Below are 26,822 nucleotides of genomic sequence, written 5' to 3' on the forward strand. Positions count from 1 at the left end.
GTCGCGAGGAGTGCTCGTGTGGGTGCGTAACCACCTGGTCAACCCGGTCGTCCGGGCGATGGCTCGGACACCAGGGCATCGGCTGCTGGGTGGCCGGCTCCTGGTGCTGGCCTACACCGGCCGCCGCACCGGCCGCCGCCACGAGCTGCCCGTCATGTCGGCGCCGTTCGGCGACGGCCTCGTCGTGGTGGCCGGGAAGGGGGAGGGGAAGACATGGTGGCGCAACTTCGGCACCGTTCCGCAGGAGGTGACGCTGCGACGTGGCGGGCGTCGGTCGGTGGGTGCCGCTCGACGACTCCAAGAGGGTGACGTCGGCTACGGGGCGGCCGTGGAGGCATACCGCCGTGCCTTTCCGCGGGTCGAGGTGGCGGCCGGCACCCCGGTCATCCTGCTCGAGGCGATCCAATCGCCGGCACCGGGGCGCTGATCGGGGTCGGCCGCCGTCGGTGCCGTCACTCGGTGTCCGGGACCGAACGCCGGCCCCAGCGGAAGTAGGCGACCGGCCCCACGAAGTTGACCGCGATGACCGCCCCCCATACCGCCTTGCGCCCGTTGACGGCAGCCGACGGGCGGACGGCGAGGTCGGCCCACGCCGTCGCCGCCAGGGAGAGCTGGACGGATGCCAGCGTGAGGACGGCCGCCTGCTGTCGCGACGTCAGGTCTCGCCATTTCCGTCGAGTCATGTGAGTTCCTCCGTTCGATAGACGGCTCCACCCGGGGGGCCAGGCCCGCGTACAGGAGAGCCTGCGGCACGTTGGCCAACCAGTACGGATAGGCCACCGCGGGGCTGATGCCCAGCACCCAGACGGTAGCCAGCGACAGTCCTGCCCCCTGGTGCCGGCTACTGAAGAGCAGCGCGGCGACCACCGCCTCGAAGGCGACGGTCGCGCCGACGACCGGTCCGGCCACGGGCACCAGCCGGCCGAGGAGCACGCGGTGGGGCGGCAGCCAGGCGCTGTCCCGGAACCACTCGACTACCTGAGTGGCGTGCGGCAGCGTCCCGACGGGTTCCCCACGGCGCAGGCCGCGAAGAACGCGCCCACCCTGCGGGCACCGGTCCGGACGGACACGTACGGGCGTCGTCGATGAAGGGACGGCGGAACGGCCGGGCCGCTGCCGGCCGTTCCCATTGCCGTCGGAAGTCACTCCGTGCACAGAGACGACCATGTGCCAACTTTGTCGTCGCAGGGCCGTTGGTCCTGTCTTGCTGGGCCATGCGTCACCGGGTCGTCCGGGGCGGCTCGGGTCGGCTGAACACTGTGTCGGGAGTCCGTCCCCTACAGGACCATGGTCCCTGCCCGTTCTGGGTCGGCGCAGGTCAGTGTGGGGTCATGCCAGTCACGGTCGACCCCCTGCGATCGATGAGCACACCCGGGGAAGCAGTCAGGCTTCGGGTGCTGGTGGCGGTCGCCACCCGGCACGGTGCGACCAGGGAGATCGCCGACGCCATCGCGGCGGGGATGGCCGGGGCATCCGAGGACACGTGGACCGTGGACGTCCGTGACGCCGGCGACGTGGCCGATGTCCGGGGCTACGACGCCGTGGTCGTCGGCAGTGCCGTCTACTTCGGCCACTGGCTGGAGCAGGCGCAGAGCTTCGTCCTCCGCTGCGCCATCGACCTGTGGAACCGGCCGGTCTGGGCCTTCTCCAGCGGCCCGCTCGGGATTCCGCCCCGGCCGCCGGAGGAGCTGCTCGCGATCGAGGAGATGCTCGTGCATACCCGCTGCCGCGAGCACCGGGTCTTCCCGGGGCGCCTGGACCGATCACTTCTCGGACTGCGGGAGCGCGCCATGGTGACGGCACTCCGCGCGCCCGAGGGAGACTTCCGCGACCTCGCAGTCGTCGGGGAATGGGGCGCGGGGATCGCCGGAGAGCTCGCCGACGAGCTGTCCGGCGCGGCGGAGTGACCGGGACCGCCGTCAGGGAGCGACGTCGATACCGGGGACATGCTCACTGCGACCGGCCTGTTTGGCACCGAGCACCCGGCAGTTCCTCGACCGTGTCGGCGTCACCCACTGCTTGCGCCGGGACGCATGGCTCGCGGATGCCGTGCCGGAGGTGATGGAGATCGACATCAACCCGCTGGTGCTGGGGTCCGCAAGGCGTCTTCGCTGTGGATGTGCGGATCCGGGTGGCCGCTGAACGTGCTGAAGCCGCGCCCGCTACCGGGTCAGCGACGTGAGCATCTGAGGCAGGTGTCGCATCGGGCCCATGTGCCCTTCCCCGCTGTAGACGACCAGATGCGCGTCGGACAGGTGGTCGGCCAGCCACTCGCCGTGGGACACCGGCACGGTCGAGTCGCGCTCGCCGTACCAGAGGCGGACGGGACAGCGAACAACTGCAAGGTCGACGTCCCACGGACCCAGCCAGGCGACGTTGTCCCAGCCGCCACCTCCGGCTCCTTGCCGTAGTCCCTCGCTCACCATTGCGAACAGGTGGTGGCGCAGGGACGGATCCGCGAGGACGTCGGCGTCGGTGTCGCCGAAGAGAGCATCCATTCCCGACATGAACGTCTGCTCGTCGTCCCGAAAGGCGACCATCATCTCCGCGCCCACGCAGAACTGCTCAGCAGCACGGGCCGGCTCGTCGGGAAGGAACGAGAGCGCCACCCGGTCGCTCTCCTCGAGCTTCTCCATCGCCCCGGGAACTTGTTGGAATGGGCCGGGGCCAGAGGCCACGCCGACAGCCGAGACCCGTTCGCCCATGACTGCCGCCGCGGCTAGCGCGAAGGGCCCACCTCCCGACCAGCCGAAGGCGGCGAGCCGGTCCAGTCCCAGCCTGTCGGCAATCTCGCGGCCGTCCTCAGCAACGCTCCTCAGGCCGAAGGGAGCCGGGTCGGAACGGCCGTAACCGGGGCGATCGAAGCTGATCAGACGCACGCCCAGATCTCCGGCCGCCTGGTCGCCGAAGTCGAGGTCGAGCCGGGAACCTGGTGTGCCGTGGAAGTAGAGGACCGGCGACCCCTTCGGGTCGCCCGCCTCGCGGACGCTGATTGCGCGCCCCTCGATGACGACCTCGCATTCACCCATTCAGTGACCTTAGCGGTGGGCGTCCCTCTCCGGCCGCGGCGCAGAGGCCGTGCGGCCGGGCGCTCCGGACCTCTCGCCCTGGGCTCGGCGGGGCCATGCGGAGGTTCTCGGGTGCCGTCAGCCCTGTGGGTCGGGCACGACGACGGCACGGCCGTTGACGGTCCCGGCACGCACGGCAGCGTAGGCCTCCGGCGCCCGGCTTAGCGGCCATGCCGTCGTCTCGGCGACCAGGTCGCCACGCGCGGCCAGGGCCAGGACCCGGTGCAGTTCGGGGCGGGTCCCCCAGTACGTCGTCGAGACCCGGACCCCGAACGGTAGCCCGAGGAAGGACACCGGCAGTGATCCGCCGCCGATTCCGACGAGGACGATGTGCCCGTCCGAACCGATCACCGAGGCGGCGAGAGTCAGGGTGCCGTCGGTTCCCACGATGTCCAGGACGGCGTCGGCGCCCTGCCCGTCCGTCAGGTCACGGATCTCTGCCGCCGTGGTCTCCGTCGCGTCAAGCGCCACGTCGGCACCCACCTTCGTGGCCAGCGCGCGGGCCTCCGGTCGCCGATCGACGACGACGACCCTGGAGGCGGTCGTAGCCCGCAACACTTGGACGGCGAGGTGGCCCAGCCCTCCAGCGCCGATGACGACCGTGGTCGTCCCCGGGGCGAGCAGGTCCCGCACGCGCTCCACGGCGTGGTACGGGGTGAGACCCGCGTCCGTGAGAGGCGCTGCCTGGAGCGGGGTGAGCCCGTCGGGCAGGGGAAAGACGTGCCGTGCGGCCGGAACCAGGAGGAACTCGGCCATGCCTCCGTCACGGCCCAGGCCGGGGACGGGTGCTCCGGAGGCGGCTCGGCGGCAGTAGTTCTCAGCTCCGGTGGAGCAGGCCGTGCAGACCCCACACCCCCAGGGCCCGTAGAGGGCCACCGGCTGTCCCGGCTCCAGCGAGAGCATCCCGCCGCCGCCGATCTCCTCGACCCAGCCCGCGTTCTCGTGCCCGAGGGTGAAGGGCAGCTGCCACGGCATGGCTCCCTCGGGGAACTCCGTCAGGACGTGGATGTCGGAATGGCAGACACCAGCCGCGCCGATCCGGACGAGGACCTCTCCGGGACCGGGTCGCGGCACGGGGACCTCGCGCAGTAGCGCGTCCTGTCGCCAACCGGTCATTTGCAACGCGAGCACGGTGCCCTCCTCCGTCGCGGCGTCTTCCTGACGCCGTCAGGTGGGACCGGCGTCGTGCCGACGGGGTCCCGGTCGTGGTCGAAGCGTGGCGCGGCGGGCGCCCGGGCGGATGGGTCAGCGGCCCTCTGCGTCGGAGATGAGGGACCGGTCGGCCCTCGATGAGGGCGCGGTTCTGCGGCTCTCCAGCTCGGCGGCGATCGTGTCGGCCCACGCCTCGATGGCCGGCCAGTCCCGCTGGTCGCCGGGTTGCCCGCCGGCGGCACGCCAGAAGAGGCGGCCGTACCAGGGCACGCCCGCCGTCTGCACCACACCGCCGAAGATGCGGTGCTCCAGGGGGCGAAAGCCGGTCGGGAAGCCTTGTTCGATGCGACGTAGTTCCTGCCCACTCAGGCGGCCGGCGCGCCCCGGGCCAGGCGCGAGCCCGCCCACGCTGAAGCACCAGGTCGGGCAGTGGCCCGTCGTGCTCGCCGCACGCCGCAGGAAGTCGAGGGCAGGCGGCAGCCAGCTCATCCCGTGGACGGCGCTGCCCAGGACCAGGGCGTTGAACCGAGCGGGATCGAGGTCCGGCCCGACCGGGCGCACGACGACCTCGTCGGCCGCTCTCTCGAGCCGCCCGGCGATCCGTTCGGCAATCTCCTGCGTGGAACCGGCTGCGGTGGCGTAGCCCACCAGAACACGGAAGCTCTCGGTCATACGACCACGATGGTCGGAAACCGCGGACACCCGGCAGGGGCCGAGGACCCGTCCTGTGTAGGTCGCACGTCGTCGTCCCGCAGGACGTGGGTCCGCAGCTGGTCACCGGTCCCTCATCAGCCGGGACCTTCGGCACCACTCCGGTGCGCGCCCATGTCGACTCCGCGGGACTGCCGTCAGGGCTCGAGGTGACCTGCCACGCCACCCACCAGCCCGCCGGCCGTGCGCTGCTCCAGTCGGCAGCCGGCGCCCACCTCCTGGTCGTCGGCGCCCGTGGCATAGATGGTTTCGCCGGTCTGGTGCTGGCGTCCGTCAGCGACCAGTGCGTCCGCCACGCACCATGCCCGGTCACCGTCGTCAGGACCGGCGTCCAGGCCACTCCGGCGTGGCAAGAGGGGACGGCCGCCCTTCCGGCGAACCGTTGAGGCATGGGCCCGCCCCACCAGGCGTCGCCCGGTGCGGCGGGCCGGATGCTTCAGCGCGACCGGTTCGGGACCCGGGCGACGTCGGCGGCGATCTCCTCGGCCCAGGCGCGGAGTACTTCCCAGTCGCGGAAGTCACCCACGGGGGCGCGCATGGCGGTCACCATCGCGCGCTCGCCGAAGGTCAGCAGACTCTTGTCCAGCCGTCCGGGGAGGACCCGGTGCCCGCGGGCGCCCAGGATCGACCCGATCGGCTGCGCGTCGTGCGGCTCGTCCGGCGGGAACGGGGGCTCGCCGACAGGCCCGCTGGAAAGCAACCACACCGGTCGTCCGCGCAGTACCTCGGTGTGCGCGAAGGCGAAACTCCGGGCCGGCTCCAGCCATCGCCCGACGTAGACGGCGCTGCCGAGCACCACGGCGTCGAACGACGCCGGGTCGGGACGGTTCTCGACCGGGATGGCAGCGGCAGTCAGGCCGAGCCGACTGCCGGCCTCCGTCTCAGGCAGGCAGCGCGCAAGCTCCGCGGCGATCTCGTGAGTGGATCCGTGCTTGCTGGCCGCGGTCACCAGGACACGGGGACCGCCGCTCATCTGGACTCCTCGGCGGGGATCGGGACGACGGCCACCGGGCAGCCTGTCCGGTGCAGCACGCCGTGCGTCGTCGCGCCCAGCCGCGCGAAGGCCCGGCGGTGCCGATGCCCGACGACGAGCAGTTCGGCGGTGAGTCCGACGGCCACGAGCGCACGGGCGGTCCGTTCGCGGACCACCACTTCCCGCACTCGCACGTCGGGTTCCTTGTCCCTCCAGCCGGCCAGCGCTTCTGACAGCGCCCGCTCCTCGTCGGAGAGAACTCCGGCCCAGTCGACGAGCGGCCCCACCGACTGGAACGCCGTCTCCAGCGTGGCGTCCTGCCAGGCGTGAACCGCGACGAGATCGGCGCGGCGCGCGGCCGCCTCGGCGAATGCGAACGCCAGGACGTCCTCGTCTCCCGCGCGGCCCTCCACCCCCACGACGACCGACGCGCGCTCGCGAACGACCACGGACGTCTCGTCGGGGAGCACCACGACGGGGCAGGAGGCGTCGGTGACCACCCCGTTGGCGGTCGAGCCGAGGAGGAGACCTGCCACACCGCCCACACCCCGGCTGCCCACCACCAGGAGCTGGGCCTCTTCGGACGCCGTCCGCAGGGCGACGACCGGGTTCTCGTCGACCATCGCCCAGCTGACCCGGTCGGCGCCCAGGGTCTCGGTGGCGTGGTCGGCGGTGGCTCGCAGGATCGTCTCCGCCCCCTGGTGGACGAGTGTTCCCACGTCGCCCCCCTCGGTGGGGAGGTCGGCGATGCCACCGGACGGGAAAGTCAGCGCATGAAGGATCAGTAGGGGCACGTCCCGTCGTCCGGCCTCGGCGGTGGCGAACTCCGCGGCTCGCCGGGACGCCTCGGAGCCGTCCATCCCGACGACCACGGGCCGGGGTTCACGTTGGTGGGTCATCATGCTTCCTCAGGAGTGAGTACTGAGCGGTGGTCTGCTGTCGCGGGCGCCTGCTCCCACGCGGGCGGAAGGACGTGGGCTGCGACGACGCCACCGACCGTGCGGGCCAGGGCGATCACCGCTCCCTCCTCGACGGCGACTGAGGGCTGCGGGGTTCCCCGGCGGCGCTGCAAGGTCGCCACGCCCTCGGTGACCTCGACGCCCCAGGCGTCCAACTCCCCGGTGTAGCTCTCCACCAGGCGGTGGAGTTCGTGTCGAATCTCCTCGTCGGGGCGGATCAGCGTGCGCAGCACGTCTCGTCGGCTCACGATCCCCACGACCCGGCTGCCGTCCGCCACGGGGACGCTGCGCAGCCGGTCATCGAGGAAGAGCCGGGCGATGTCGGCGAGGTCCGCCGTGGCTTCCACCGACCGCACCTCACCGGTCATCACGCCGCTCACCAGCAGGGACGGCGCATCGCCGTCAGCATCGCCGTCCCGACGCAAGTGCAGTCGGGGGTCTCGGGGAATTCGGTCGCGCAGGACGTCGGCCTCCGCGACTATGCCCACCAATCGGTCCTCGCCGTCGATCACCGGCAGCGCCGCGAACCCACGCTCGGCCATGACTTCGGCTGCGTACTTGGCGGAAGTATCCGGTCCAACGGTGACGACCTCACAGGTCATGACGTCTCTGGCCTGCACGGTTCCTCCTCCAGGAGCGGTTGCCGCGCCGGACGTTAGGCAGTCGTCGGGGCTTTCCCCAGGGTCTCCGGGCGCACCCGGGCGGGACCTCCGTCCCTGCCGGCCATCGGAGGGACGCAGGTCCCTGCACGGCGGGACCCACGGCCTCGGTACGAGCACCACGGTGATCGTCATCGTCAGGGACGACACCCGGCGGCGTGCCGGGTACCGGAGGAGGAGCATCACCATGGACGCCAACGACACCCGACCGTCCGACGAGCTCGCCAGCCGGCCGCGGGTCGTCGTCGGGGTGGACGGATCCGCTGGTTCACGTTCTGCGCTCGGCTATGCCATGCGTGCCGCCGTCCAACGCGGTGCCGACCTCGACGTGGTCTCGAGCTACGCCCCGGACCTCTACTGGATGGGCGGCGCGCCGGTCGCGATCCCGGACATGGGGTCTGTCCGGGACGACATCGAGAAGCGTGTTCTGGACATGATCGGGGACGTCCGGTCCGACGTGGAGATGCCGCCGGGGACGGACACCCCACCGTTCCGGACGAACCTCATCCTGTCACCGGAGCCCCCCGCCGCCGAGTTGCTGCGACGGTCACGCGACGGCGACCTCCTGGTGGTGGGGAGCCGGGGGCGGGGTGCGGTCCGCAGCGCCCTGCTCGGCTCGGTGGCCCTCCACTGCGTCACCCACGCCCCCTGCCCGGTCGTGGTGGTACACCCGACGGTCGGCGAGCCGGGGGGCACGCCCCGGGTCGTGGTCGGCGTCGACGGCTCGGATGCCGCGCGCGCTGCGTTTGCCGCGGCCATCGACGAGGCGGTGCAGCGCAATTCGGAGCTCGATGTGGTGGCGACCTACGCGGTTGTGGACTACTGGACCGACCTGTACTCGGTGGTCATCCCCTCGGTCGACGAGATTCGGTCCGACGCCCGGCGCGCCGCCGAGGAGCAGGTGACCTCGGTCCTGCAGGAGCGGCCGATGGGCTCGGCCGCTCCTGTCGTACGGATCGAGGCCGTCGAAGGAGCGGCATCGGACGTCCTGGTCGAGCGTGCCCGCGGAGCGGACCTCCTGGTGGTCGGGAGCCGCGGTCGGGGTGCCGTTCGCGCCCTGCTTCTGGGCTCGGTCGCGCTGCACTGCGCCATGCACGCGCCGGGCGCGGTGATGGTCGTCCACCCGCAGCGGAGCGGGCCGGCGAAGACCCAGGAGGCTGCCGACCATGCGCAGCCCTGAGACTGCTGGCGTGATGCCCGACTCCGACGTCGTCGTCCGGACCGACGGGCTGACCAAGCGCTTCGGCCGCAGGGCGGCCCTCCGGGACGTTCACCTGGAGGTGCGCCGGGGGGAGGTTCTCGGCTATCTCGGGCCCAACGGCGCGGGGAAGACGACGACCCTGCGCCTCTTGATGGGCTTCATCCGCCCGACGGGAGGCTCGGCGCGGATCCACGGCCGCGACACCTGGCGGGAGGCGCACCACGTCCATCGGCAGATCGGCTACCTGCCGGGGGAGCCGTCCCTGCACGACCGCCTGACCGGCCGCGACCACGTCCGGTTCACGTCTCGGCTACGGGCTCAGCGGGACGACAAGCGAGCGGTCGCGATCGCGGAGCGGCTGGACCTCGACCTCGACCGGCCGGCGCGGACGCTGTCGAAGGGGAATCGGCAGAAGCTGGCCCTGGTGCTCGCCCTGATGTCCGATCCGCAGCTCCTGGTCCTCGATGAGCCGACGAGCGGATTCGACCCGCTCGTGCAGCAGGAGTTCCAGGCACTGCTCCGCGAGCACACGGCCGCCGGAGGCAGCGCGCTCCTCTCGTCGCACGTTCTCGGTGAGGTGCAGCGCACGGCCGACCGCATCGGCGTGCTGCGCGCCGGCCGGCTGATCGCCGTGGAGGAGATGGCCGTGCTGCGGGAGCGGTCCCTGCACCGCGTGCGGGCGCGCTTCGACGACCCCGTCACTCCCGCCGACTTCGCGCGCCTGCCGGGCCTCCGCGATCTCACGGTGACTGCGTCCACGCTGACCTGCAGCGCGCCCGCCTCGGCTCTCGACGCTCTGTGCCGCCGCATGGCCGAACATCGGCTGGCCGACCTGGAGTGCACGGAAGCCGACCTCGAGGAGACCTTCCTCGCCTACTACGGAGGAGAGCCGTCCGATGCTGCCTGAAGTCCTGCGCCAGACACTGGTGCTGCAGCGGCGGAGCCTGACCACCTGGGTCACGGCAGTGATCCTCCTGGTGGCGTTGTACGCCTCGCTGTGGCCGAGCATCCGCGACCAGCCCTCGGTGACGGAACTGATGGATCAGATGCCGGAGGTGTTGCGCTCGCTCCTGGCCGCCGCCGACATGTCGACCCCCGTCGGCTACGTGCAGACCGAGCTGCTGGGCCTGACCGCCCCGCTGCTGGTGATTCTCTTCTCCGTCGTGATGGGGGCCTCCGGGATCGCCGGCGAGGAGGACCGGCGCCGGATTGACCTGCTGCTGGCCAACCCGGTCAGTCGTACGCGCGTGCTTCTGGAGAAGGTCGCCGCGATGATCGTCTCCACCCTCGTGCTGGTCTCGGCGGTCGGGCTCGCACTCCTGGCTGCAGGCGTCCTGGCGGGGCTCGACCTGCCCGTAGGCAACGTGGCCGCGGCCATGCTGCACCTGTGGTTGCTCGGCATCGTGTTCGGCACACTCGCCGCCGCCCTCGGCGCGGCGACAGGGCACGTGATCATCAGCCGGGCGGTTCCCGGCGTGGTCGCTCTCATGGCCTATCTGCTCAACGGTCTCGCTCCGCTCGTCGGCTGGCTGGCCCCGCTGCGGAAGTTCTCGCCGTTCTATCAGTACTCGGGACACACGCCACTGGTGAACGGAGTCTCCCTGGCAGGGGTGGCAGTCGCGGTCGCCACTGTCCTGGTCCTCGCCGCGGGCGCCGTCGTCGCATTCCGACGACGGGACGTGGCGGGCTGACGTCCTACCGTCGGCGCATGTCGTCTCCTCCCCGTGGCGGCCGCATCCTCCCTGCCTCCCGGCGGCGTCACCCCGCCATACGGACCGGTGAACAGCTCACGATCGGTGAGCGCGCGGCCGACCGGCTGCGCAACGGCATGGGCTCGTGGACGTTCGTCTTGCTGGCTCGTGTTCCTGGCCGGCTGGATGGTCGGCAACGGTGGAGACGGATTCGACCCGTATCCGTTCATCCTGCTGAATCTCATCCTCAGCTGCCTGGCGGCGTTCCAAGGCGCGATCCTGCTCATCGCGGCGAGACGGGCCGATCAGATCTCCTCCGAGCTCGCCGCGCATGACTACGCCGCCGATCTGGAGAGCGACCAGACGATCAAGGAGGTTCGCGCGCTCTTGCGCTGCGTGCACCGGCAGGTAGGTGCGCCGAGTCCCGACGCCGCCGGCTACAGGGAGGCCTCGGGTGACGCTGCCCGGTTCGAAGGTCCTTCCGATCACTGACGTCTGACCGTGCCCGGTATCGGTGCGGCGCGGGAGCGTGGACATGTGAATCGGTGCCAGAGGCCCGGAGGGACGGCTTTCTCAGCTTCTTCCTCGGGACTGCGGCGTGCCGCTCGGGCCCTGGCGGAGGAGGTCCTCATCGGCGGCTGCCAGGTGCTCGCCGCAGTGGCGGCGGCGCCACTGGCACGACGCTGGTACGCCCGCTGGGGGGCGCGGCCCGAGGAGGTAGCGGCCGCTCTGCCCGGTGACGACCTGATCCCCTCCCCGGTGCTCGGCTACACCCGGGCGATAACCATCGGGACCCCGGTCGAGTACGTCTGGCCCTGGGTGGCTCAGATGGGTCAGGGGCGGGGCGGCCTGTACAGCTACGACGCGCTGGAGAACCTGGTGGGATGCGACATCCACAGCGTCGACCGCGTGCTGCCGCGCTATCAGCAGGTGCAGACCGGAGACCTGGTGCGGCTCGGCCGCGAGGGTTATCCCTGTTTCCGGGTCGCCGACGTCGAGCCGCAGCGAACCCTCGTCCTGATCGGCGCGGACGTCCGGCCGCCGCACGCCGCCGGCGCGGTCCAGAACGGGACCGCCGGCACCTGGCAGTGGTCCCTGCAATCGCGAGACGGCGGACGGCGGACCCGCCTCGTCGTCCGGCAGCGACTCCTCTTCCCGCCGTCGCAGCGGTTCATGTGGCGCATCGTGGACGCCGTGGGGTTCGTGATGGACCGCCGGATGCTGCGGGGCATCCGACGCCGTGCCGAACAGCTTCTGGCTGGGTCTCCGCGTTCACCTAGGGGCGGTTCAGCGCGTGGAGGGACGGTTGAATGGGTCGAGCCCGTCGAGTGTCCCGCCCCGGGTCTGATGGAGGCTCTCGATCCACGTGAGGATGAGAGTTATCGCGGCACCGAGGAAGTACCCCGACGAGCTGCGGGAGCGAGCGATCCGGCTGGCGGTCGAGGCTCGGCGCGACCCGGCCACCCGGCCGGGGGCGCTGGCCCGGGTCGGGAAGCAGCTGGGCATCAACCCGGAGACCCTGCGGAATTGGGTGACGCAGGCCGAGATCGACGCAGGGCACCGGCCCGGGACGACCACTGACGAGGCGGCTCGAATCGCTGAGCTGGAGCGGGAGAACCGGGAGCTGCGCCGGGCCAACGAGATCCTCAAGACGGCGTCGGCGTTTTTCGCCCAGGCGGAGCTCGACCGCCGACTGAAGTGCTCGTCGAGTACATCGACGAGCACAGGGGGCGCTTCGGGGTCGAGCCGGTCTGCGCGGTGTTGAGGGACACCGGCGTGCAGATCGCCCCGAGCACCTACTACGCGGCCAAGATCCGGCCGCCCTCGGCACGGTCGGTCACCGACGCGGCGACCACCGCGGTGATCGAGCAGGTGCACGCCGAGAACTTCGGCGTCTACGGCGCCCGCAAGATGCACGCCCAGCTGCACCGGCAGGGCCACCGGGTGGCCCGCTGCACTGTCGAGCGGCTGATGCGCACGGCCGGGCTGCGCGGCATTACCGGGGCGAAGGGTCCGCGGACCACGGTGCCCGGCACCGGCCCGGACACCCGCCCGGACCTGGTCGATCGGGCCTTCACCGCCACCGGCCCGGACCGGCTGTGGGTTGCCGACATCACCTACTGCCGCACCTTCGCCGGCTGGGTCTATGCCGCGTTCGTCGTCGACGTCTACTTCCGCCGGGTGGTCGGCCGGCAGCTGTCGCGCTCGCTGCGCACTGAGCTGGCCCTCGACGTGCTGGAGATGGGCATCTGGACCCGCCGCCGGGCCGGCCGGGACCTCGGCGGACTGATTCACCACTCGGACAAGGGCGTTCAGTACGTCGCCGTGGGCTACACCCAGCGGCTCGCCGACGCCGGCCGGTCGCCTCCGTCGGCTCGACCGGGGACGCGTATGACAACGCGCTGGCCGAGGCGTTCAACTCGCTGTTCAAGGCCGAGCCGGTCCGCAACAGGGGCCTGTTGAAGGGCATCGACGACCTCGAGATCGCCGTCGCCGAGTACGTGGACTGGTTCGACCACCGACGCCTACACGGCGAGATCGGCCTTGTTCCACTGGCCGAGCACGAGGAGGACTTCTACCGGCACAACACCGCGGCGACTACCGTCGCCGCGTCAGTTCCGAGTCTCCACTGAACCCGGGGCGGGACAGAGTCCCGGACGGTGGGCGCTCCCGACTCCGGCCCAGACCGCGTAGCCCGGCTCAGGGGCCGCCCGGCGCGCCCCGTGCTCCGCGTCTGTTCGCCCCGGTCGGCTCGAGCGGCGGCAGTCCGAGAACGAGCCCCTACCCGGGCAAGACCCCGCGGCTCATCCAGCCCTAAGACCTCTGTCGTCGGGACCTCCGCACCTCGTGCGGCGGTCGATGCGTCGCAGAAGGTGGCACTCGAGTGCACACGGCCGGGTCGCGACCGAGCGTCGGTCGACCGAGGAGTGGACCTCCGATGATGTTCTGGACGGATCACAGTCCCACGGCGTGGGACTGGCTGACGATGACGGTGTCGATGCTCCTGTTCTGGGCGCTGCTGATCACGCTGACCGGGGTGCTGGTACGGGAGCCGACCCGCCCGGCCCGGCACGGGCACGCGACAACGGCGACGCCGGACCGGTTGCTCGCGGAACGGTTCGCTCGCGGGGAGATCGACGAGGGAGAGTATCGGCGTCGACTGGCGACGCTGACGCGCTCGGGGCAGGAGCCACCGACGCCTTGAGGGCACCTGCGCCTCGGACGATCGCTGTCCCGCACGACGGCATCGGAGACGGCTGCATCCTGAACGAGCCGTGATGGAGACCAGGGTCGGGCGGAGTACCCACCGGCGGCGGTCATCCCAACAGCGCACGGTGGCTGGACATCCGACGCTCCGCGTCCTCTACCCACCGCATCACGCACCGCCCGGACCACGTACGGAGGAGGGGGACCTTTGTCCAGCACTGATGTTCACCGGCGCCTCGAGGTTTTCGACGAGACCGAGTGCCGGCGTCTGCTGGCAATCGCCGTGATCGGCCGGCTTGGCTACACCGAGGGCGCCCTCCCGTCCATTCAGCCCGTGCACTTCACGGTCTTCGACGGCCAGGTCATCATCCCCACCCGAGTGGGGAGCAAGGTCGCGGCCGCCAGCCGCGGAGCCGTCGTGGCCTTCGAGGTCGACGAGTACGACGCCGCGCTGCGCACCGGATGGAACGTCACCGTCATCGGGCCGTCCCGGGTGATCAGCGACCCGGACGGAGTGCACGCGTTGGACGAGCTCGGCGCGCAGGCCTGGGCGCCCCCGGACGCGGCGTGCTACGTAGCTGTGCAGATCGCCATCGTCCGCGGCCGACGCGTCATCGCCGCGTCTGCCGTCGCCGAAGGCACCGAGGCCGTTCTTGCCGCCGTCCCGTGCGGCGGAGCAAAGTAGCAGTGCCTGGCTTGTTCAGCTGGGTCGTCGACGGGCTCCGTCCAGCTGCGGGGAACCCCGTACCGATGTACCACCTGCCCATGCCGGCTGCCGGCGCCCGGGAGCTGCCCGAACGTCGGCTCGCCCGTGCCTGAATCAGCGGTGTACCGGCACGACCGGGCCTCACCGACGACGAGCTCACCGAGCTGGCGGGGCAGGCGGGGGCCACTGGCCCGGACGTGGAGTGCGGCATCCGTGGCCTGGCCTTCGAGGAGTGGACCCGGACGGTCACTGATCGGGCCAGCGAGGACGGCGTCCGCGGCACGCCCACGGTGCTGCTCGACGGCCATCTACTGTCCCCGGCACAGCTGGAGCCGACTGCGGTCGCCGGAGCGGTCCGCCTGAGAGCGACGTCCCGGGTCGTCGGACGGCCCTCAGCCGTCGTGCGTCGCTCGCTGAGGAACGGAGACACTGAGCAGGACGACGCTGTCCTCATCGGCGTGCAGACTGTGGCGACAGTTTGGGATGGGGCTGATCTGCTGTACCCCCAGCTCGGCGCCCTGATCGCCGGTCAGTAGCCGCACGTGGCCCCGAAGCACCAGGAGACTGGCGGCGCCGGGACTCTCGTGCTCACTGAGCTCGGATCCGCTCGTCAGCGCTATCACCGTCTGACGCAGCCCGTCGACAGGATGAGGCAACGTGCGCCCCGCCGGTCGGCGTGCTCGGTGCGAGCGCGTTGAAGCAGCTCGTCGGCAAGGGCGTGCAGATCGGTCACGTCACTGTGCGACGCGTCGCCACGACTGTCCTCCGGGTCAGCTCGCTCCGGTCAGGTCGGACCCCTGGCGGCCCACTCAGGACCTCGGTCCCTGACTCGGTGACCCGCCACTGCCGTACAAAGTCCCATCTGGATTCCTTCTCGCCTGAGTGTCGTGATGCGGCGCCGGGCCGCATTGGGTGTGATGAGATTCACGTGTCTGCCGTGGTCCGAGTGACGCAGGCAACATCGACCGACGAGGAGAGATGTGACTCGCTCACGAGCCGGCGGCGCCGGGACGACCGACGGAAACTCTGGCTTCGACAGCGGAATCTCCGAAGCTCTCGTGAAGACCTCCCGGTTCTTCCGGAAGGGGGACGTGAGCGCCGACCTGCGCTCACTGCACCAGATCGGCGGGCGGGACGCCGACAGCTTCTACCGGGACCGCTGGTCGCACGACAAGGTGGTCCGGTCCACGCACGGGGTGAACTGCACGGGTTCGTGCTCGTGGAAGGTCTACGTCAAGGACGGGATCATCACCTGGGAGGCCCAGCAGACCGACTACCCGTCGACCGGTGCCGACCGCCCCGAGTACGAGCCCCGCGGCTGTCCCCGTGGCGCCGCCTTCTCCTGGTACACCTATTCGCCCACGCGGGTGCGCTATCCGTACGTGCGTGGCTCCCTGCTGACGATGTACCGCGAGGCGAAGGCCCGACTCGGCGACGCGGTGCTGGCGTGGGCCGACATCGTGGACGACCCGGAGAAGGCGCGCACCTACAAGTCGCAGCGCGGCAAGGGCGGGCTGGTGCGGGCGTCGTGGGACGAGGCGACGGAGATGATCGCCGCCGCGCACGTGCACACGATCAAGAAGTACGGGCCGGACCGCGTCGCCGGCTTCTCCCCGATCCCCGCGATGTCGATGGTGTCGCACGCGGCCGGGGCGCGGTTCATGTCGCTCATCGGTGCGCCGATGCTTTCGTTCTACGACTGGTATGCCGACCTGCCGGTGGCCTCCCCACAGGTGTTCGGTGACCAGACCGACGTTCCGGAGTCCGGTGACTGGTGGGACGCCGCCTACCTGATCCTGTGGGGTTCCAACGTCCCGGTCACCCGTACGCCCGACGCGCACTGGATGACCGAGGCCCGCTACCGGGGCCAGAAGGTCGTCGTGATGAGCCCGGACTACTCCGACGCGACGAAGTTCGCCGACGACTGGCTGGCTCCGCACCCCGGCACCGACGGCGCGCTGGCGATGGCCATGGGCCACGTGGTGCTCAAGGAGTTCTTCGTCGACCGGCAGGTGCCCCGCTTCCAGGAGTATGTGAAGAAGTACAGCGACCTCCCGTTCCTGCTCACCCTGACCTCGCGCGGGGACGGCTACGTGCCCGGCAAGTTCCTCACCGCGGCCGACCTGGGCGACCTCGAGGAGGGCGCGGAGTTCAAGACCGTGCTCGTCGACTCGGCCACCAACGAGCCCCATGTCCCGAACGGGTCGCTGGGCTTCCGCTTCGCCGAGGCCGGCAAGGGCAAGTGGAATCTCGACCTCGGCGAGGTGAACCCGCTGCTGAGCCTCTACGACGGTGGTGCCGAGTCGGTGACGGTCGACCTGGCCCGGTTCGACACCCCCCGCGGCGAGGGCGCGACGATGCGCCGCGGCGTTCCGGTCCGCCGGTTCGGCAAGCATCTGGTGACGACCGTCTACGACCTGTTGCTGGCGCAGTTCGGCGTGGGCCGGACGGGGCTGCCGGGGGAGTGGCCGGCGGGCCTGGACGACCCCTCGCAGCCCTACACCCCGGCCTGGCAGGAGCAGTTCACCGGTGTGTCCGCGGCCGCCGCGGCGCGCATCGGCCGGGAGTTCGCGCAGAACGCCGACGAGTCCAAGGGCCGGTCCATGATCATCATGGGTGCGGGCACCAACCACTGGTTCCACTCCGACACGATCTACCGCGCGTTCCTCACCCTCACCACGCTGACCGGCTGCCAGGGAGTGAACGGCGGCGGGTGGGCGCACTACGTCGGCCAGGAGAAGTGCCGGCCGGTCACCGGCTGGATGACCCTGGCCTCCGCGCTGGACTGGGCCCGCCCGCCGCGGCAGATGATCCAGACCGCCTACTGGTACCTGCACACCGACCAGTGGCGTTACGACCAGACGACGCTGGACGGTTTTGCCTCCCCGCTGGGGGAGGGGCGCTTCAACGGCAAGACGCCGGCCGACGTCCTCGCGCAGTCGGCGCGCATGGGGTGGATGCCGTCGTACCCGACGTTCAACCGCAATCCGCTCGACCTGGCCGACGAGGCGGCCGCCGCCGGGAAGGAACCTGGCGAGCACGTGCTCGACGGGTTGCGCGACGGCAGCCTGCGGTTCGCCGCCGAGGACCCCGACGCGCCAGAGAACTTTCCTCGGGTGTTGACGATCTGGCGGGCCAACCTGCTCGGCTCGTCGGCCAAGGGCAACGAGTACTTCCTCAAGCACCTGCTCGGTACCGACAACGCCGTCCGCGCGGAGGAAGCGCCGCCCGAGGCCAGGCCGAAGGACCTGGTCTGGCGGGAGGAGGCGCCCACCGGCAAGTTGGACCTGCTGCTCGCGCTGGACTTCCGGATGACCAGCACGACGATCTACTCCGACATCACGCTGCCGGCCGCCACCTGGTACGAGAAGCACGACCTCAACACCACCGACATGCACCCCTACGTGCACTCGTTCAACCCGGCCATCTCGCCGCCGTGGGAGACGCGCACCGACTTCGACGCCTTCGGCAAGATCGCCAAGGCGTTCAGTCGGCTGGCCGCCAAGCACCTCGGCGTCCGCAAGGACCTGATGGCGCTGCCGCTGCTGCACGACACCCCCGACGAGATGGCCAATCCGCGGGGGGTGGTGCGGGACTGGAAGGCCGGGGAGTGCGACCCGGTCCCGGGGAAGACGATGCCGAAGTTCGTCGTCCAGGAGCGGGACTACGCGGCCGTCGCGCAGAAGTGGCAGGCGCTCGGGCCGCTGGTGGAGAAGCTCGGCCTGCAGGTCAAGGGAGTGACCACCAAGCCGGACAAGGAGGTCGAGTACCTCCGGCACAAGAACGGTGTCATCCGGGACGGCGTCGCGGCGGGCCAGCCGGCCCTGGCCCGGGACGTGCACTGGTGCGAGGCCATCCTGGCGCTGTCCGGGACGACCAACGGGCGGCTCGCGACGCAGGGCTTTCGGTTCTCCGAGGAGCGCACCGGCATGCAGATGGCCGACCTGGCCGCCGAGCACGAGGGCAAGCTGGTCACCTTCGCCGACACCCAGGCGGCGCCGACGCCCGTCATCACGTCACCGGAGTGGTCGGGCAGCGAGCACGGTGGCCGGCGGTACTCGCCGTTCACCATCAACGTGGAGCGGCTCAAGCCGTGGCACACCCTGACCGGGCGGATGCAATTCTTCCTCGACCACGACTGGATGACCGAGGCGGGGGAGAACTTGCCGGTGTTCCGGCCACCGCTGGACATGCACACCCTGTTCGGCGAGCCGCAGGTCGGTGACCAGGGTGAGCTGGGCATCACCGTCCGGTACCTGACCCCGCACAACAAGTGGTCGATCCACTCGGAGTACCAGGACAACCTGTTCATGCTGTCGCTGTCCCGGGGCGGGCAGACCGTCTGGATGAGCACCCAGGACGCCGCCAAGGTCGGGGTGCGCGACAACGACTGGATCGAGGCGGTCAACCGCAACGGGGTCGTGGCCGCCCGGGCCATCGTGTCCTCCCGGATGCCCGAGGGGACGGTCTACATGTATCACGCGCAGGACCGGCTCATCGATGTACCGCTCACCGAGACCAACGGCAGGCGCGGTGGCATCCACAACTCGCTGACCCGGCTGTTCCTCAAGCCCACGCACCTGATCGGTGGTTATGCGCAGCTGTCCTTCGCCTTCAACTACCTCGGGCCCACCGGCAACCAGCGCGACGAAGTGACCGTCATCCGCCGCCGGCACAACCAGGAGGTTCAGTACTGATGCGCGTCATGGCTCAGATGGGCATGGTGATGAACCTCGACAAGTGCATCGGGTGCCACACCTGCTCGGTCACATGCAAGCAGGCGTGGACCAACCGCAGCGGCGTCGAGTACGTGTGGTTCAACAACGTGGAGACCCGGCCCGGGCAGGGGTACCCCCGCACGTACGAGGACCAGGAGAAGTGGCGGGGCGGCTGGGAGGTCGGCCGCAACGGCAGGCTGCAGTTGCGCACGGGCAGCCGACTCAAGCGGCTGCTCACGATCTTCTCCAGCCCCGTCCAGCCGTCCATCAACGACTACTACGAGCCCTGGACCTACGACTACGAGACGCTGACCAGCGCTCCCGTCCAGGAGCACACCCCGGTCGCACGCCCGCGCTCGCTGCTGACGAACAAGCCGATGAACATCGAGTGGAGCGCCAACTGGGACGACAACCTCGGCGGAGCCCCTGAGCTCACCAGGGACGACCCGGTCCTGAAGAAGATCTCGGCGGAGATCAAGGAAAAGTTCGAGCAGACCTACATGTTCTACCTGCCGCGAATCTGCGAGCACTGCATCAACCCGTCGTGCGCGGCCTCCTGCCCGTCGGGGGCAATCTACAAGCGCGAAGAGGACGGCATCGTCCTGGTCGACCAGGACCGCTGCCGCGGCTGGCGGCAGTGCGTCACCGGGTGCCCGTACAAGAAGGTCTACTTCAACCACCGCACCGGCAAGGCGGAGAAGTGCACCTTCTGCTTCCCGCGGGTGGAGGTGGGTATCCCGACCGTCTGCTCGGAGACGTGCGTCGGCCGGCTGCGCTACATCGGCATCGTGCTCTACGACGCTGACAAGGTGCTCGAGGCCGCGTCCACGCCGGATGATCAGGACCTCTACAAGGCCCAGCGTTCGATCCTGCTGGACCCGCACGACCCAGAGGTCATCCGAGCCGCCGAGCAGGCCGGTATCTCCCGTGACTGGATCGATTCCGCGCAGCGCTCGCCGATCTACGCGCTGATCAACCGGTTCGAGGTCGCCCTCCCGCTGCATCCGGAGTACCGGACGATGCCGATGGTCTGGTACATCCCGCCGCTGTCGCCGGTGGTCGACGCGCTGACCGAGACGGGGCACGACGGGGAGGACGCCGGCAACATCTTCGGCGCCATCGAGTCGCTGCGGATCCCGGTGGAGTACCTGGCCGAACTGTTCGCCGCAGGCGACACGAACCTGGTCACCGGTGTGCTGAAGAAGCTCGGCGCGATGCGCTCCTACATGCGCGACCTGAACCTGGGGCGGCCGGCGGACGAGTCGATCGCGACCGCCGTCGGCATGACCGGCCGGGACATCGAGGACATGCACCGGTTGCTGGCCATCGCGAAGTACGACGAGCGGTACGTGATTCCACTCGCGCACGCCGAGCAGGGCCCCGGCCAGGAGGAGCTCGACACCGGCTGCTCGCTGGACTACGACGATGGGCCGGGCATGGGCGGCTGGGGTCCGTTCGGGGAGACCTCGGGCGGCACGACCCCGATCGCGGTGGAGAACTTCCACATGTTGGCGGCACGGCAGACCAGCGACACCATGGCGGCCCCGGGGGACAAGGGTCAGCGGGTCAACCTGCTGAACTGGGACGGCAAGGGCGCGCCCGAGGGGATGTTCCCTGCCCGCCCGGAGGAGTCCGCTGCCCTGCACGGGCCCGACGGCGGAGGCGTGAGCGCCGACTCGCCCGCGGTCACGGATCCCAAGCCATGAGCGGCCGACTCCTGTCCCGTCGGTCGGCAGCGGCCGCCGACCAGCTGGCCACCGCCCGGCAGGCGGCGTCCCTGCTGCTCGGCTACCCGGACGAGCAGCTGCTCGCCCGGCTGCCGCTGGTCCGGGCCGCGGTCGCCCCCCTGCCCGTGGAGTTCGCCGGGCCGCTGGGCCGATTCCTCGACCACGTGGAGACCACGCCGTTGGGGCAGCAGCAGGCCGACTACGTGGAGACGTTCGACCTGCGACGGCGCTGCTGCCTCTACCTGACCTACTTCACGCACGGGGACACCCGCAAGCGCGGCATGGCGCTGGTGCAGTTCAAGCACCTGTACTCCCGTGCCGGGATGACGCTGTCGGACGAGGAGCTACCCGACCACCTCGCCGTCGTGCTGGAGTTCACCGCGACCGGCGATGCTGCGCGAGGCGAGCGGCTGCTGACGGAGTACCGCTCGGGGCTGGAGCTGATCCGGCTGGCCTTGGAGGAGCGGGAGTCGCCGTACGCCTCGGTGCTGCAGGCGGTGTCCGCGACCCTGCCGCCGGTCGAGGCCGCCGACCGCGAGGCGGTGGTGCGGCTGGCCCAGCAGGGCCCCCCTGGTGAAGACGTCGGCCTCGACCCCTACGGCGCGCTGCCGTTCGCGCCACCGGAATTCATACCTCAGCCCGCATCCGGAGCGTCCGCAGGAGCCCCAGCATGAGCACCCTCGACATCCTGCTCTGGGTCGTGGTCCCGTACATCAGCCTGGCGATCTTCGTCGTCGGACACTACTGGCGGTACAAGTACGACAAGTTCGGCTGGACGACGCGCTCGAGCCAGCTCTACGAGCGCCGGCTGCTGCGCTGGGGCAGCCCCCTGTTCCACTTCGGCATCCTGTTCGTGCTGCTGGGCCACGTGGGCGGGCTGGGGATACCGAAGTCGTGGACGAGTGCGGTTGGAATCTCCGAAGAGGCCTACCACGCCGTGGCGCTCGTCACCGGTGCCATCGCCGGCTTCTGCACCCTGGCCGGCTTGGCCATCCTGATCTACCGGCGGCGCACCGTGGGGCCGGTGTTCTCGGCGACGACCAGGAACGACAAGTTCATGTACGTAGTCCTGACCGCGACGATCCTGTTCGGGCTGAGCAACACTGTTCTCGGCGCGCTCGGGCACGAAGGGGTCGACTATCGCGACACGGTGTCCCCGTGGTTCCGCAGCATCTTCTACTTCCAGCCGCAGCCGGAACTGATGACCGAGGCCGGGCTCGGCTTCCAGCTGCACGCGCTGTCGGCCCTGCTGTTGTTCGCGATCTGGCCGTTCACCCGGCTGGTGCACGTGTTCAGCGCGCCCCTGGGCTACTTCACTCGGCCCTACATCGTCTATCGGAGCCGGGCTCCCCACCTGGGCAATCGCGCGACGCCCCGAGGCTGGGACCGCGTGGGCGGAGGCCGGCGATGAGTGCGGCAGACAGGGCCTTTCGGGTCTCGAGCGATGACGTCGGACCCCGGACAGGTGCAGCTACCGAGCGTAGAAAGAAAGTGACGGATAGAAATCCGCTCCGGCCTCCCCGCGATGAGCCGGCCGTGAGCCTCTGAGGGAAGCGAGCACGGCGATGTCTTCAGCCCCTGCGACCGCAACCGGTGGTGCGCCTCGGGGCGCTGGGACAGCGGTGCCGCGTCAGGCATGGACGATGCTGGCGGTCGCCACCATCGGTTTTGCGATCAACTTCTGGGCGTGGGCGCTGATCAGCCCGCTCGGCGCCTTCTTCACCGACAGCTTGGGACTCAGCGCTGTCCAGAAGTCGCTGCTCGTCGCCGTCCCAGTCGTGGTCGGTTCCCTCGGGCGCATCCCGGTGGGTGCACTCACCGACCGGTTCGGCGCGCGGGTCATGTTCCCGCTGGTCAGCGCACTGACGATCCTGCCAGTGCTGTTCGTCGGGTACGTGGCGAGCGACTCCTACGCGCTCATGCTGCTCGGCGGCTTCGTGCTCGGTCTGGGTGGGACGACATTCGCCATCGGCGTCCCACTCGTCAACGCGTGGTTCCCGCCGGCCAAGCGGGGGACGGCGTTGGGCATCTTCGGCGCCGGCATGGGTGGCACCGCCATCTCCGCCTTCAGCACCGTCCAGCTGCGTCGATCCATCGGCCTGGAGTTCCCCTTCACACTGGTCGCCGTCCTGCTGGCGGTCTACGCCGTCGTCTCGTGGATGGTGCTACGCGACGCACCGAACCGGCCGGCCCCCGCCGGTGGCGGCTTCCTTCGCCGGACGTGGGACACATTCAAGCTGCCGGTCACGCTGCAGCTGTCGTTCCTCTACGCAGTCGGCTTCGGCGGGTTCGTGGCGTTCAGCGTCTACCTGCCCACTTACCTGAAGGACGCCTTCGCTCTGGACGCGGGCGACGCGGCCATGCGCACCGCCGGCTTCGTGGTGCTCGCCGTGGTCATGCGCCCGATCGGGGGCATTCTGTCCGACCGCTTCCACCCGGTGCCCGTGCTCGTCGGTTGCTTCGCCGTCGTCGCGATTTTCGCCGCCGTGTCAGCGTTCGAAGCGCCCCTGGAGTGGACCGGCACCGTCGCCTTCCTGGCCATGGCAGCCGCCCTCGGGGCGGCGTCGGGTGCCGTGTTCGCGCTGGTCGCGATCGCCTCGCCGGCGGGCAAGGTAGGTGCCGTGACCGGGATCGTCGGCGCCGCCGGTGGCCTGGGCGGCTTCGTCCCCCCGCTGATCATGGGGGCGATCTACGGCTGGCAGGGAAACTACAAACCCGGTCTGTGGCTTCTCGCAGTGACGGCTCTGATCGCCGCCGTCTACACCGCCTGGGCCATGCGGTCTGCAGGCCGGGCCACCAGCGGAGTCACGAACGACTGATGTGCGACCACTGCGGCTGCCGCGACCTCAGCCCATCGCCAAGCTGATGAACGAACACGATCGGCTGCGCGAACTTTCCGGCCACATTCGCAGCCACCTCGCCGCCGGTGACGACGACGCGGCACGAGCGCACTTCGACGAGGTCCTCGTCGTTCTGGGCCCGCACGTCGCCAAAGAAGAGGGCGCTCTTCCCGATGCTGGTTCGGGAGCCGGAGCTGACTGAGCACGTCACTGTACTCGAGGGCGAGCACGCCGCTGGTCCACGTTGCCCGTCCCGCGACTGACCGAACCGGGCCAGCCTGCAGGAGGTGTGTCAGGTCGGAGGGGTGGGTGACGCGGGGTCCGGGTGCCGGTCTGCTGCTGGGGTGACGCTCGGGCCGGGAGCCGTGTCATCAGGGCGTGTGACGATCCGGCGGTCGGTCGGCTGAACGAGCGGAGGAAGCGGTGGTCAGAACGGTGAGTCGGCAGGCGGCGGCGCTGGCGAAGGCGCGTGAGCGGCGACGGGCGCTGGACGCGGCCCGCGATGAGCACGACCGTCGGACCGAGCAGGCGACGGCCGAGGCACTGGTGGCGCTGCAGGCGCGACGGGAGGCCGAGCAGGGGCTGCAGGCGGCGACGACGACGCTCGCTGAGACGCTGCGCGCCGTCCTGGCCGAGGATGTCTCGGCCGAGCGGGCGGCCGCGCTGCTGGAGATGGATACCGCCGAGGTAAGGCGGCTGACGAAGATGACCGAACGGCCAGCGGCCACACCGGCGAGACCGGTGGCGACGGGGAATTCTGATCGACGCAGCCGAGCCGGCCCCGTGACCCAGAGGCAGCCGAGGCGAGTCCAGTGGTCCTGCCGGCAGCAGTCGAGGACTGGCAAGCCGCCACCGGGAGCCCTGGAGCGATCAGGCGCGGCGTCAGCGAGGTGGAGGACTGCGACGATCCAGTGGTGCTGAACCCACGGCCGGTGCCAGGATGCGCCGGTGGGGCACCTCTGCGGCGACCGGCTGCGGCAGGCTCGGCTCGCCGCCGGATCTGACCCGCGAAGATCTCGCACAGCGGGCCGGCGTGCGTTCGGCCGACCGCATCCGGGACTGGGAGCGGGACGCGCGTGCACCGCAGGCGCGGTACGTGGCGCGGCCGGCGGCCGCCCTCGGCGTTGACCCGCGCTGAACCGGGTGTCCCGCGCTCTCGGCATCCCTGCCGGCCAGATGACCGATCCCAAGGGTTAGTGATCGTAGGCGTCAGTGATCGTGGGACTGGTGCGCCGATGTGGTCCCGTGCCAGATGGCGGTGGTTAGCGCCAGGACGCGTGACCCGGCATCAGGTGGTGGGCACGGGCCGCGCAACGACGTCGGCCGGTATCACCTGGCAGACGACAGCGGGGTCGCACGTAGCCGGGTCCAGGATGCCCGCCCGGGACCGGAGCCGTTCGACGTCCGCGCGTAACGCGGTCAGCTCGGCGATGCGTCGGTCGAGGTCGGCGGCGTGGCTGTCCAGCAGGGTGAGGACGTGCTGGCACGGAGCTCCGCTGCTAGCCCGGACCGTGATGATCTCGCGAATCTCGGCCAAGCTGAGCCCGGCGGCTTGGGCCGCTTTGACGAATGCCAACCGGTCGACGGCGCCCTCGTCATAGTCCCGGTAGCCGGAGGGACACCGAACCGGTGCGGGAAGTACGCCGACGGATTCGTAGAACCGGATCGTCTTCGTCGTCAGCCCGGTTCGGGCGGCGAGCTGGCCGATACGCACCGGCGCACCCTACGACTTGACGTTCCAGCGCAGTGGAAGCCCTAGCGTCGCCTACCAGGTCATCGAGCCAAGCGGAGGAGCGGCACGTGGACGCAGTCGATCTGGTCGTTATCGGAACCGGCGGGGCGGCGATGGCCGCCGGCATCGAGGCGCGCTCGCGCGGCAAGTCCGCCGTGCTGGTCGAGCATGGACCGCTGGGCGGGACCTGCCTGAACATCGGCTGCGTACCGAGCAAGAACCTGCTCGCCGCCGCCGGCCGGCGGCACCGTGCGCAGGACAACCCGTTCCGGGCCGTACCGACCAGCGCCGGCGACGTGGACATGGCCGCACTGACCGAGCAGAAGCAGGAGCTCATCGACCGGCTGCGGCAGGTGAAGTACGCCGACGTCGCCGAGGCGCACGGTTTTCCCGTCCGGTACGGGCACGCCCGGTTCGTCGACGAGCAGACCCTCGAGGTCGACGGGCAGCCACTGGTCGCGCCTGCGTACGTGGTGGCCACCGGCGCGGCCCCGCACATCCCCGACCTGCCCGGCCTGGCCGGCGTCGACTACCTGACCTCCACCACGGCGATGGAGCTGACCCGGCTGCCGGAGTCGCTGGTCGTGCTGGGCGGCGGCTACGTCGGGCTGGAGCAGGCGCAGCTCTTCGCGCACCTGGGCGTGCAGGTCACCGTCGTGGGCCGGTTCGCACCGCACACGGAACCCGAGATCGCCGCGGTCTTGCGCGAGGTGTTCGCCGACGACGGCATCACCGTGGTCGAGGAGCGCGGGGTGGCCGTGGCCGGCAGCGCCGACGGCGTCGTGATCACGACAAGCGGCGGCCGGGAGGCGACGGGGCAGCGACTTCTGGTGGCCACCGGCCGGTACGCCGACACCGGCGACCTGGGCCTGGAGGCGGCGGGGGTGAAGACCGATGAGCGGGGCTTCGTCGTCGTCGACGCCCATCAGCGCACCACGAATCCGCGGATTTTTGCTGCCGGCGACGTGTCCCGAGCGCCGCAGTACGTCTACGTCGCCGCACAGACCGGGCACGCCGCTGCTGCAGGAGCGCTTGGTGCGCCGACGACCGTGGACTACCGCGGACTGCCCGGGGTGACCTTCACGACGCCGCAGCTGGGCAGCGCCGGCCTCACCGAGCGGCAGGCGCTGGCGCGCGGTCACGCTTGCGACTGTCGAGTGCTCGGCGCGCAGGACATCCCGCGGGCGCTGGCCAACCGGGACACCCGCGGCGCCCTCAAGCTGGTCATCGACGCCGACACGGGACAGGTGCTGGGCGTGCACGCCGCACTCGACGGCGCCGGCGACGTGATGCTGGCTGCTACCTACGCGATCAAGTTCGGGCTGAGCGTCGACGACCTGGCCGACACGTGGGCGCCGTACCTCACGATGGCTGAGGCGCTGCGCATTGCCGCCGGACTGTTCCGCACCGACAAGCCGACCAGCTGCTGCGCATGAGCGGAGCATCGTGCTTGGGCACTGCGGGTCGCTTGCGTTCGC

At 70.5% G+C, this 26,822-nt stretch carries 24 protein-coding genes, 1 pseudogene and 1 other annotated feature; of the genes and pseudogenes, 17 read left to right on the plus strand and 8 right to left on the minus strand.

The genetic code is table 11. The features are described 5' to 3' along the window. Positions 1 to 16 precede the first annotated feature (16 nt). Positions 17 to 427, plus strand: a complete 411-nt coding sequence (locus C5508_RS01470; RefSeq protein ID WP_104522904.1) for a nitroreductase/quinone reductase family protein — start codon at positions 17 to 19, stop codon at positions 425 to 427. A gap of 25 nt (positions 428 to 452) precedes the next feature. Here the strand turns inward: C5508_RS01470 and C5508_RS01475 are convergent, their stop codons facing one another. Continuing rightward, positions 453 to 683 (minus strand): PLDc N-terminal domain-containing protein, encoded by a 231-nt coding sequence (locus tag C5508_RS01475; RefSeq protein WP_104522906.1) that lies wholly within the window; start codon positions 681 to 683, stop codon positions 453 to 455. 717 nt (positions 684 to 1,400) lie between these two features. Here C5508_RS01475 and C5508_RS01480 point away from each other — a divergent pair. Continuing rightward, a complete protein-coding gene (locus C5508_RS01480; protein ID WP_198597772.1) occupies positions 1,401 to 1,907 on the plus strand; it encodes a flavodoxin domain-containing protein in 507 nt (168 codons plus the stop codon). A 255-nt stretch (positions 1,908 to 2,162) separates the two neighbouring features. Here the strand turns inward: C5508_RS01480 and C5508_RS01485 are convergent, their stop codons facing one another. From C5508_RS01485 to C5508_RS01495, 3 genes are all read right to left on the minus strand, one after another. Further along, positions 2,163 to 3,029 carry an alpha/beta fold hydrolase gene (locus C5508_RS01485; RefSeq protein ID WP_104522908.1) on the minus strand — a complete coding sequence of 289 codons (867 nt, stop codon included), beginning with the start codon at positions 3,027 to 3,029 and terminating at the stop codon, positions 2,163 to 2,165. A 117-nt stretch (positions 3,030 to 3,146) separates the two neighbouring features. Next, on the minus strand, positions 3,147 to 4,199 hold the full coding sequence (locus C5508_RS01490) for an NAD(P)-dependent alcohol dehydrogenase (RefSeq protein WP_104522910.1): 1,053 nt from the start codon (positions 4,197 to 4,199) through the stop codon (positions 3,147 to 3,149). A gap of 114 nt (positions 4,200 to 4,313) precedes the next feature. Continuing rightward, entirely contained in the window at positions 4,314 to 4,892 is a 579-nt protein-coding gene (locus C5508_RS01495; protein WP_104522912.1) for a flavodoxin domain-containing protein, read from the minus strand. Between the two features lie 188 nt (positions 4,893 to 5,080). Here C5508_RS01495 and C5508_RS20575 point away from each other — a divergent pair, with 188 nt between their 5' ends. Next, positions 5,081 to 5,317: a universal stress protein gene (locus C5508_RS20575; RefSeq protein WP_332872176.1), complete on the plus strand. Its 237-nt coding sequence runs from the start codon at positions 5,081 to 5,083 to the stop codon at positions 5,315 to 5,317. Positions 5,318 to 5,367: 50 nt separating this feature from the next. On the opposite strand, the gene C5508_RS01505 is transcribed toward C5508_RS20575, so the two are convergent. From C5508_RS01505 to C5508_RS01515, 3 genes are read right to left on the minus strand one after another with little or no spacing between them, the layout of a single operon-like run. Beyond that, entirely contained in the window at positions 5,368 to 5,904 is a 537-nt protein-coding gene (locus tag C5508_RS01505; protein WP_104522916.1) for a flavodoxin domain-containing protein, read from the minus strand. Next, positions 5,901 to 6,806, minus strand: a complete 906-nt coding sequence (locus tag C5508_RS01510; protein ID WP_104522918.1) for a universal stress protein — start codon at positions 6,804 to 6,806, stop codon at positions 5,901 to 5,903. Before C5508_RS01510 ends, C5508_RS01505 begins: the two co-directional genes overlap by 4 nt. Further along, positions 6,803 to 7,483, minus strand: a complete 681-nt coding sequence (locus C5508_RS01515; RefSeq protein ID WP_198597774.1) for a CBS domain-containing protein — start codon at positions 7,481 to 7,483, stop codon at positions 6,803 to 6,805. The genes C5508_RS01510 and C5508_RS01515 overlap by 4 nt, the downstream gene beginning before the upstream one ends. A 226-nt stretch (positions 7,484 to 7,709) precedes the next feature. Here C5508_RS01515 and C5508_RS01520 point away from each other — a divergent pair, with 226 nt between their 5' ends. From C5508_RS01520 to C5508_RS19245, 13 genes and pseudogenes are all read left to right on the plus strand, one after another. Further along, positions 7,710 to 8,702, plus strand: coding sequence for a universal stress protein (locus C5508_RS01520; protein ID WP_198597775.1), 993 nt, complete (start codon positions 7,710 to 7,712; stop codon positions 8,700 to 8,702). A gap of 13 nt (positions 8,703 to 8,715) precedes the next feature. After that, complete coding sequence (locus C5508_RS01525; RefSeq protein WP_104523036.1) at positions 8,716 to 9,630, plus strand: ABC transporter ATP-binding protein; 915 nt, start codon at positions 8,716 to 8,718, stop codon at positions 9,628 to 9,630. 19 nt (positions 9,631 to 9,649) lie between these two features. Continuing rightward, on the plus strand, positions 9,650 to 10,414 hold the full coding sequence (locus tag C5508_RS01530; RefSeq protein WP_198597777.1) for an ABC transporter permease subunit: 765 nt from the start codon (positions 9,650 to 9,652) through the stop codon (positions 10,412 to 10,414). A 168-nt stretch (positions 10,415 to 10,582) separates the two neighbouring features. Further along, positions 10,583 to 10,906 carry a DUF1003 domain-containing protein gene (locus C5508_RS01535; RefSeq protein ID WP_198597778.1) on the plus strand — a complete coding sequence of 108 codons (324 nt, stop codon included), beginning with the start codon at positions 10,583 to 10,585 and terminating at the stop codon, positions 10,904 to 10,906. A gap of 880 nt (positions 10,907 to 11,786) precedes the next feature. Beyond that, positions 11,787 to 13,047, plus strand: a pseudogene (locus tag C5508_RS01545) (IS3 family transposase). After that, positions 12,074 to 12,205, plus strand: a sequence feature (AL1L pseudoknot). It overlaps the preceding pseudogene by 132 nt. A 305-nt stretch (positions 13,048 to 13,352) precedes the next feature. After that, positions 13,353 to 13,619, plus strand: coding sequence for an SHOCT domain-containing protein (locus tag C5508_RS01550; protein WP_104522924.1), 267 nt, complete (start codon positions 13,353 to 13,355; stop codon positions 13,617 to 13,619). Positions 13,620 to 13,829: 210 nt separating this feature from the next. Next, positions 13,830 to 14,306, plus strand: a complete 477-nt coding sequence (locus C5508_RS01555; protein ID WP_104522926.1) for a pyridoxamine 5'-phosphate oxidase family protein — start codon at positions 13,830 to 13,832, stop codon at positions 14,304 to 14,306. Between the two features lie 1,079 nt (positions 14,307 to 15,385). Further along, positions 15,386 to 19,024 (plus strand): nitrate reductase subunit alpha, encoded by a 3,639-nt coding sequence (locus C5508_RS01570; protein ID WP_198597779.1) that lies wholly within the window; start codon positions 15,386 to 15,388, stop codon positions 19,022 to 19,024. After that, a complete protein-coding gene (gene narH, locus C5508_RS01575) occupies positions 19,024 to 20,751 on the plus strand; it encodes a nitrate reductase subunit beta (protein WP_104522930.1) in 1,728 nt (575 codons plus the stop codon). The genes C5508_RS01570 and narH overlap by 1 nt, the downstream gene beginning before the upstream one ends. Further along, a complete protein-coding gene (gene narJ / locus C5508_RS01580; protein WP_104522932.1) occupies positions 20,748 to 21,446 on the plus strand; it encodes a nitrate reductase molybdenum cofactor assembly chaperone in 699 nt (232 codons plus the stop codon). Before narH ends, narJ begins: the two co-directional genes overlap by 4 nt. Beyond that, a complete protein-coding gene (gene narI, locus C5508_RS01585) occupies positions 21,443 to 22,183 on the plus strand; it encodes a respiratory nitrate reductase subunit gamma (RefSeq protein WP_104522934.1) in 741 nt (246 codons plus the stop codon). Before narJ ends, narI begins: the two co-directional genes overlap by 4 nt. Positions 22,184 to 22,394: 211 nt before the next feature. Next, complete coding sequence (locus C5508_RS01590; protein WP_232796841.1) at positions 22,395 to 23,591, plus strand: MFS transporter; 1,197 nt, start codon at positions 22,395 to 22,397, stop codon at positions 23,589 to 23,591. Positions 23,592 to 23,637: 46 nt separating this feature from the next. Beyond that, positions 23,638 to 23,814 carry a hypothetical protein gene (locus C5508_RS19245; protein ID WP_157943906.1) on the plus strand — a complete coding sequence of 59 codons (177 nt, stop codon included), beginning with the start codon at positions 23,638 to 23,640 and terminating at the stop codon, positions 23,812 to 23,814. Positions 23,815 to 24,900: 1,086 nt separating this feature from the next. On the opposite strand, the gene C5508_RS01605 is transcribed toward C5508_RS19245, so the two are convergent. Further along, positions 24,901 to 25,326 (minus strand): heavy metal-responsive transcriptional regulator, encoded by a 426-nt coding sequence (locus C5508_RS01605; protein WP_104522942.1) that lies wholly within the window; start codon positions 25,324 to 25,326, stop codon positions 24,901 to 24,903. An 86-nt stretch (positions 25,327 to 25,412) separates the two neighbouring features. On the opposite strand from C5508_RS01605, the gene merA reads away from it, so the two are divergent. After that, positions 25,413 to 26,780 carry a mercury(II) reductase gene (gene merA, locus C5508_RS01610; RefSeq protein WP_104522944.1) on the plus strand — a complete coding sequence of 456 codons (1,368 nt, stop codon included), beginning with the start codon at positions 25,413 to 25,415 and terminating at the stop codon, positions 26,778 to 26,780. The last annotated feature ends 42 nt before the right edge of the window (positions 26,781 to 26,822 follow it).

The sequence above is a fragment of the Blastococcus atacamensis genome, from assembly GCF_002938425.1.
In the GTDB taxonomy this organism is placed as follows: Bacteria; Actinomycetota; Actinomycetes; order Mycobacteriales; family Geodermatophilaceae; genus Blastococcus; species Blastococcus atacamensis.

What these genes read in the sequence shown, in the direction of transcription:
- C5508_RS01475 (WP_104522906.1), bottom strand. Translation starts at nt 683, where the DNA reads ATGACTCGACGGAAATGGCGAGACCTGACGTCGCGACAGCAGGCGGCC.
- C5508_RS01485 (WP_104522908.1), bottom strand. Translation starts at nt 3,029, where the DNA reads ATGGGTGAATGCGAGGTCGTCATCGAGGGGCGCGCAATCAGCGTCCGC.
- C5508_RS01495 (WP_104522912.1), bottom strand. Translation starts at nt 4,892, where the DNA reads ATGACCGAGAGCTTCCGTGTTCTGGTGGGCTACGCCACCGCAGCCGGT.
- C5508_RS01505 (WP_104522916.1), bottom strand. Translation starts at nt 5,904, where the DNA reads ATGAGCGGCGGTCCCCGTGTCCTGGTGACCGCGGCCAGCAAGCACGGA.
- C5508_RS01510 (WP_104522918.1), bottom strand. Translation starts at nt 6,806, where the DNA reads ATGATGACCCACCAACGTGAACCCCGGCCCGTGGTCGTCGGGATGGAC.
- C5508_RS01520 (WP_198597775.1), top strand. Translation starts at nt 7,710, where the DNA reads ATGGACGCCAACGACACCCGACCGTCCGACGAGCTCGCCAGCCGGCCG.
- C5508_RS01525 (WP_104523036.1), top strand. Translation starts at nt 8,716, where the DNA reads ATGCCCGACTCCGACGTCGTCGTCCGGACCGACGGGCTGACCAAGCGC.
- C5508_RS01550 (WP_104522924.1), top strand. Translation starts at nt 13,353, where the DNA reads ATGATGTTCTGGACGGATCACAGTCCCACGGCGTGGGACTGGCTGACG.
- narH (WP_104522930.1), top strand. Translation starts at nt 19,024, where the DNA reads ATGCGCGTCATGGCTCAGATGGGCATGGTGATGAACCTCGACAAGTGC.
- narJ (WP_104522932.1), top strand. Translation starts at nt 20,748, where the DNA reads ATGAGCGGCCGACTCCTGTCCCGTCGGTCGGCAGCGGCCGCCGACCAG.
- narI (WP_104522934.1), top strand. Translation starts at nt 21,443, where the DNA reads ATGAGCACCCTCGACATCCTGCTCTGGGTCGTGGTCCCGTACATCAGC.
- C5508_RS19245 (WP_157943906.1), top strand. Translation starts at nt 23,638, where the DNA reads ATGAACGAACACGATCGGCTGCGCGAACTTTCCGGCCACATTCGCAGC.